This is a genomic window from uncultured Clostridium sp. (genome assembly GCF_947036855.1).
Classification (GTDB): Bacteria; Bacillota; Clostridia; order Clostridiales; family Clostridiaceae; genus Sarcina.
Map to the genome: position 1 here is coordinate 1 of NZ_CAMQRY010000131.1, position 6,002 is coordinate 6,002.

A 6,002-nucleotide genomic window follows, 5' to 3' on the forward strand; every position below is an offset into this window, starting at 1 on the left:
TTTAGAAAAGATAAGTGTTCAAGTTATAGAACCAGGAGTTTTAGGGGGGAGTCCCTTTAAACATAAATTGACTATGAAGAGATACAATGAGTATATTAGTCGACTTTTATCTGAAAGTAATAAAAAAGAGAATATTATAGATCCAATAAATAAAACTTTAAAATCTTGCTTTATGGATAAGGAAGATATAGATTATATATTCTGTGTTGGAGGAATGATAAGGTATCCTAAAGTGCTTGAAACTATTACAAAATATTTTGATAAAGAACCACTAAAATTTATAGATAATATGGAGTCAGTTTCAAGAGGTGCATCAATTTATCATCACTATGACATTATTGATTCAAAGGCTGATTTAAATGAACTTGAGAGAAAAGCAAGAGAGGCTTATGATATTATACCAAGACTTCCACAAACTATATTTTTAAATGTTAAAAAAGGATTTCTTGTTCCTATAATAAAGGCTAATACAAAGGCAGGAACTCCAATAATAATTGATAAATTAATAAAGGCAACATCAGAAACAGAGCTTGTTTTAGAACTTTATTCAGGACAAAGTTTCTTTGACCCAGAGCTTAAAAGACTTGAAAACTTAAGACTTAAGTTTCCTTATGCAATAAAAAGAGGAAGTGGAATTGTTTTAAAACTTGAGTATACAGAAAAAGGTGTTTTAAATTTTGAAGCGTATATTAAAGATAATAAAAATATAAAGATTAATATTTCACTTGAAAAATCACAGCTTAGTAATAAAGAAATTTCAAGTATTCAAGAAGAGTATAGTATTGGTGAAGTTGGAGGTATTTATTAATGGCTGATTATAAAGATATACTAAAACAATTTAAAGAAAGTCTTGGTGGGGGAGATGAAGAATCTAATAAAGTTTTTTCAGTTAGTGCAGATACGATAGATATTATAGAGGGAAGTAATGCGAGTATAAGTGCTGATTCTAAAAGATATAAAGAAGGAAATAAATATATATTTAAGCAGCATATAGGGTATGAATCTGCGCAGGATATAGTAAATTCAATTATAGCTACTGAAAACATTACTATTAAAAACTTGGTGAATTATAAGGATGATATATACCAAAAAGCATTATATTCATTTGAACAAGGTGAAAATCCTATTGAAATGATGATATATGCTACTAGAGGAATAACAGAAGAACTTCATAAAGATGCGATTCTTGATAAAATAAAGGATTTAGTTTTAGATTATAGAAAAGATGTTATAGAGGCATATAGAAATATTCTTATGAATTGGAGTTTTGATGATTGTGTGGAGCTAGTTTTAAAGAGTATATCACAATCTATGCTATCTGAACTTAATAGTGAAGTTTTTAAGACTTTTGAACTAAAAGCAACATTTAGAAGAAATGCCGCTTGTGTACTTGTTGATTTAGAAGCAGAAGAAAAATTTGAAAGTATGATAAATTTCTTAGCTGTTAATACTGGTGAATCAAATGAAGAAACAGATATATTTAGAGAGATAGTTCAATATTTAGTTAGAAATAATGAGAGTGGAAGTAGATATGTTTATAATATATTTAAGAATGTTAGGTGTAGCAATATTATAAGAAATATATTATCTGGAGGGGTTAAGTACAAAGTTACAAATGAGATTTATGATGATATAGAAAAGAAATTACAAGATAAAAATAGTGGTACATGGATTACTAATAGGCTATTAAATTTTATTAATAGATTAAATAAAAGTGAAAGAGCAATTGCAATTGCTAAAAAGTGTGAAAGGTATGAGCATATAGATAAGAGTAAGCTTGATATATTAGTTGACAGTGATTATATAAGTCTTGTGAATTCTATAAATAATTTGAAGGAATCGTATGCGATAAGAAGAAATTCTCTTATAAGGTTTGCTACATCAAAAGATATAGAAAAATCTAAGAAGCAAGATTTTATATCAAAATTTGCTGCTGATACTGAAAAAATGAAGATAATAAAGTCTTCAGCACTTGTAGAGCTTGGGTCAACAACTGAGATGATAACACTTTTAAAATATCTTGTTGCAACAAGTGATAAAGAACTTATAGAAGAGGCTATGCATCAAATAAAAAGACTTAGAACTATGAATAATCAAGAGATAAATGTTAAGCTTTTAAATGCTATAACAAAGTTTTTAGCTTATGATGATGAAAGTAATATTGGAAAGTTTGAAATTATAATAGACCTTTATCATACGGGAATTCCAAGAGATGATGTAGGAAAAGTATTTTTAACTAAACTTAAAAATACTCAGCATAGTAAAATAAAGAAAAAATTACTTATTTTCTTTAGTAAAAATTATTATAATTTTTCAATGGAGCTTAAAGATGGTATAAGAAATCAGATAATAAAGGAAAGTGAATATGCAGATGTGCATAAGGAAGCTATGGAATCTTTAAAAAGAATAACTATTTTAGATACAAGTATTCCAGAGTCAATATAAAAATAGTGCTACATGCAATTTGTATGTAGCATATTTAAAATATGGGGGAAATAAAATGGATTTTAAAAGTAAAAAATATGTTGTAAAAGATATATATGAGAGTATAGTAAAAAGTTTTAGTGATGAGAATATGAATATACTTATTATTTCAGAGAATATATTAAAGGCAAGATATGGTGGGGTTAAAAATGATAAAATTAAAAATTATAATAGGGAAAAAGCAATTAGATTAATAAGTGGAATGGTTAAGAATAAAAATGTTCAAGTTGCTATAAATTTACTTGTCATGGAAAAATGTAATGAGATTTGTAATGATGTTAAGTCTTTTGAAAATATTGATGATATTAAAATTTTTATGGATAAAATTGAAGATACAGATAAATTAGCTTTATGTATTTTACTTTGGAATGATAAAAATGAAGAGTTTAATAAATTTGCAGATGTTATTTATGAAGAGGACATTTTGGGGAAAGAAGATATGTTAAGAGATGATTATAAAGGTGAAAAGTTTAAAAAGTCTAAGGAGGATGTTGAAGTGAGTGATAAAAAAGATGAAAATGTGAATTGTAAAGTATTGGGAAGTAGAACTAAGGAACTTATGAATAAAAGTGTTTTTGAACTTATAGAAATTATTGTAGATGCAGAGTGTAAAATAAATAGTTTTGATAAAGTTTTAATGGAAAAAGATAATATAATAAATTCATTAAAGTCTAAATCAGATAAAAAGGATATAGGCAAAGATATTAAGGGAATAGGGCATGATATTAAAAGTTTAAATGAGGTATTTAAATCGAGTGATGGAAAAATAGAAAAAGTAATAAGTGAGTTAGATAAGAAAAATAAGGATATTTGTAATAAATTATCAAAACAAAGTGCTATAATAGAGAAGGTTCAAAAGAAAGTAGGCAAAAATGATACAACTGATATTATTAATGGAATACAATCATTTATTAAAAATTCATTGAAGAATGAAAGAAACTTAATTGTAGAAGAAATTAAAGGATTGATTGAAACTAAAGATTTAAAAGTTGATATCATTAAGGTTGATAAAAAAGAAGAGAGAATAATTAAAAAAGAAAATATAAAAGAAAATAATGAAAGTTCAAATATAAAAAATAATGAAAGCGAAGTTTTTGATTTAGATGTAACAAAATTATTTGAGTAAGTTTAAGTAGAGCTTTTAATTTGAAATGAAAAGTGGAGGACAACATGGGTATATTCAGCAAAATATTTTCAAGTAAAAAAGAAGAGGATAGTAGTAGTAAAGTTATTTTTAGAAGCATTACATATGCAGATGGAAGTAAGTATGAAGGTGAATTTTTAGGGGAAGTGAAAGATGGAAAAGGAACTTTTATATTTCCAAGTGGAGAAAAATATGAAGGTTATTTTGTGAATGACAAAAGAGAAGGTCTTGGAAAAATGAAGTTTATAAATAAAGAATCATATGAAGGAAATTGGGAAAATGATAGAAAAGAGGGCTATGGAGTTTATAAGTTTTCTAATGGAGATATATATGAAGGAAATTGGTCAAATGATAGAAGAGATGGAAAGGGAAAGCTTATTTATGATGATAAAAGTTATTATGAAGGTGAATTTTCTAATGATAAGAAAATAGGAGAAGGAGTAAGGTCTCTACCTACTGGTGATCAGTTTGTTGGTATGTTTGGAAATGAAGAAACAGATGGTGTAGGGATACTTACATATTCAAATGGACATAGATATGAAGGTCATATAAAAGATATGCAGCCTTGTGGTGAAGGTGAGTATTTCTATAGTGATAATGAAGTTTACAAAGGAAGTTTTGTAGCTGGAGTAAGACAGGGATATGGTACTTTTACATATAGTGATGGATGGCGATATTCAGGACAATGGAATCAGGGAGATATAACAGGTTTTGGAACTATTTTTAATAAAGAGGGAAATAGTGAATATGAAGGACAATGGAATGATGGTGCAAGGCAAGGTGCTGGTACTTTAAATTATAGAGATGGTTTTAAGTATGTTGGTAATTTTAAAAATAGTAATATAGATGGCTTTGGATGTTTATATAATGCATTTGGTGAATTATATTATGAAGGTAAATGGAATCAAGGAAGAAAATCAGGACAAGGAACTTTATATTTAGATGATGAGCAAATATTGTTTAGAGGTATATTTGAGGACGATAATTTCAAAAAAGGTTTATATAATTTTGAAAATGGTGACAAATATGAAGGCGAATTTATAAATGGAATTATGAATGGAGAAGGTATTTATACTTTTTCAGATGGATATAAATATGTTGGGCTATGGAAAAATGCTCAAAGGCATGGTTTTGGTACTTTGTTTGATGAAGATGGTCTGATTGAATTTTCAGGAATTTGGAATAATGGAAAGAGAGAATCAGGGCAGGATGTAGAAGAAAGAGCAACTGATACAATCATAAATATTGGGGAAGTAGAAACTGAAAATTATGATTATAATGAAGAAGCAGATATAAATACTGAAGTGGAAAATGATAATGAATATATAGATATGACAGATGAAGAGGGAAATATTTTTAATGGAAATATTGTAGACAAAGAAAATGATATAATTGATGGTACGATTACAATGGTTAGTGGAAGTACATATAAGGGACAGTTTAATTATAACGTTGATGGATTTGGAGTTTATACAGATTTAAAAAATATGAAATATATGGGTGAGTTTAAAAGTGGTGCTCCAACTGGTAATTGTAAGGTTTTAAAAAATGATAAGTTACTAATAGATGGTAATTTTACTAGAGGAGTTTTAATATCTGGAGTTAAACATTATTCGGATAATTCTAAGTATGATGGTGAGTTTAAAAATAATACACCACATGGAAGAGGTACTTTTTTATATGCAAATGGAGGAAAGTATATAGGTGATATTTTTGAAGGTCGTAGACAAGGACATGGAGCATTATATTGCGATAATGGAGATGTTTATGAGGGGAATTTCAACAATGGAAAAGCAGATGGACAAGGAGTTATACTTTATGCAGATGGTATAAAATATGAGGGTGAGTTTAAAAACTTTAAAAGACATGGCATGGGTAAAATTTACTTTACAGATGGTAGAATAGAGATGAGTAATTGGGAAGAAAATAAAAGAGTTAAATAGTATTAAAGCCGCCTACAATTAAATGTAGGTGGCTTTAATATTAGTCAAAAAGTTCACTAGACTTTTTACTTACTATTGGTGTAAATAACATACTTGAAGTATGAATTTGTTCAAAACCTTGAATGCACTGATTAAAAAAACCAAGGTTTGAAACTGTTGGTCTAGAGTTTTGTGTTTGCATAAAAGGCATAAAAGAAGTATTTGAAGGTTTTATATTAGCTTGGTTAAAACCTAACTGGTTAAAGTTATTTTGAATGAATTTTTTATCAAATTCCTCATCTGTATCAAGTTTAGTTAAATAGTCATCATTAACATCTTTAAAAATCATATATGTTACCTCATCTAAATTAAATTTTTATTATATGTAATATATATTTAAAATTTGAGTGATATATGATACTTTTATAAAATTATGTTTAGTTAATTATTTT

At 27.2% G+C, this 6,002-nt stretch carries 5 protein-coding genes; 4 read left to right on the top strand and 1 reads right to left on the bottom strand.

The window, feature by feature from the left end; all coding sequences use genetic code 11:
- The 4 genes from Q0V15_RS11020 to Q0V15_RS11035 form a co-directional block, all read left to right on the top strand.
- Positions 1-808, top strand: an 808-nt coding sequence (locus Q0V15_RS11020; RefSeq protein ID WP_297438953.1) for an Hsp70 family protein, incomplete at its 5' end; no start/stop codon positions are given.
- Positions 808-2,445, top strand: a complete 1,638-nt coding sequence (locus Q0V15_RS11025; protein WP_297438955.1) for a hypothetical protein — start codon at positions 808-810, stop codon at positions 2,443-2,445. The genes Q0V15_RS11020 and Q0V15_RS11025, both read left to right, overlap by 1 nt.
- A gap of 55 nt (positions 2,446-2,500) precedes the next feature.
- On the top strand, positions 2,501-3,610 hold the full coding sequence (locus tag Q0V15_RS11030; protein WP_297438957.1) for a hypothetical protein: 1,110 nt from the start codon (positions 2,501-2,503) through the stop codon (positions 3,608-3,610).
- 44 nt (positions 3,611-3,654) lie between these two features.
- The gene (locus tag Q0V15_RS11035; RefSeq protein WP_297438959.1) at positions 3,655-5,571 is read left to right on the top strand and encodes an MORN repeat-containing protein; all 1,917 of its coding nucleotides are present in this window, start codon (positions 3,655-3,657) and stop codon (positions 5,569-5,571) included.
- 40 nt (positions 5,572-5,611) lie between these two features.
- On the opposite strand, the gene Q0V15_RS11040 is transcribed toward Q0V15_RS11035, so the two are convergent.
- Positions 5,612-5,899, bottom strand: coding sequence for a hypothetical protein (locus Q0V15_RS11040; protein ID WP_297438961.1), 288 nt, complete (start codon positions 5,897-5,899; stop codon positions 5,612-5,614).
- Positions 5,900-6,002: the final 103 nt, after the last annotated feature.

Excerpts from the sequence above, each read along its gene's own strand:
- Q0V15_RS11025 (WP_297438955.1), top strand. The coding sequence starts at position 808 with ATGGCTGATTATAAAGATATACTAAAACAATTTAAAGAAAGTCTTGGT.
- Q0V15_RS11030 (WP_297438957.1), top strand. The coding sequence starts at position 2,501 with ATGGATTTTAAAAGTAAAAAATATGTTGTAAAAGATATATATGAGAGT.
- Q0V15_RS11035 (WP_297438959.1), top strand. The coding sequence starts at position 3,655 with ATGGGTATATTCAGCAAAATATTTTCAAGTAAAAAAGAAGAGGATAGT.
- Q0V15_RS11040 (WP_297438961.1), bottom strand. The coding sequence starts at position 5,899 with ATGATTTTTAAAGATGTTAATGATGACTATTTAACTAAACTTGATACA.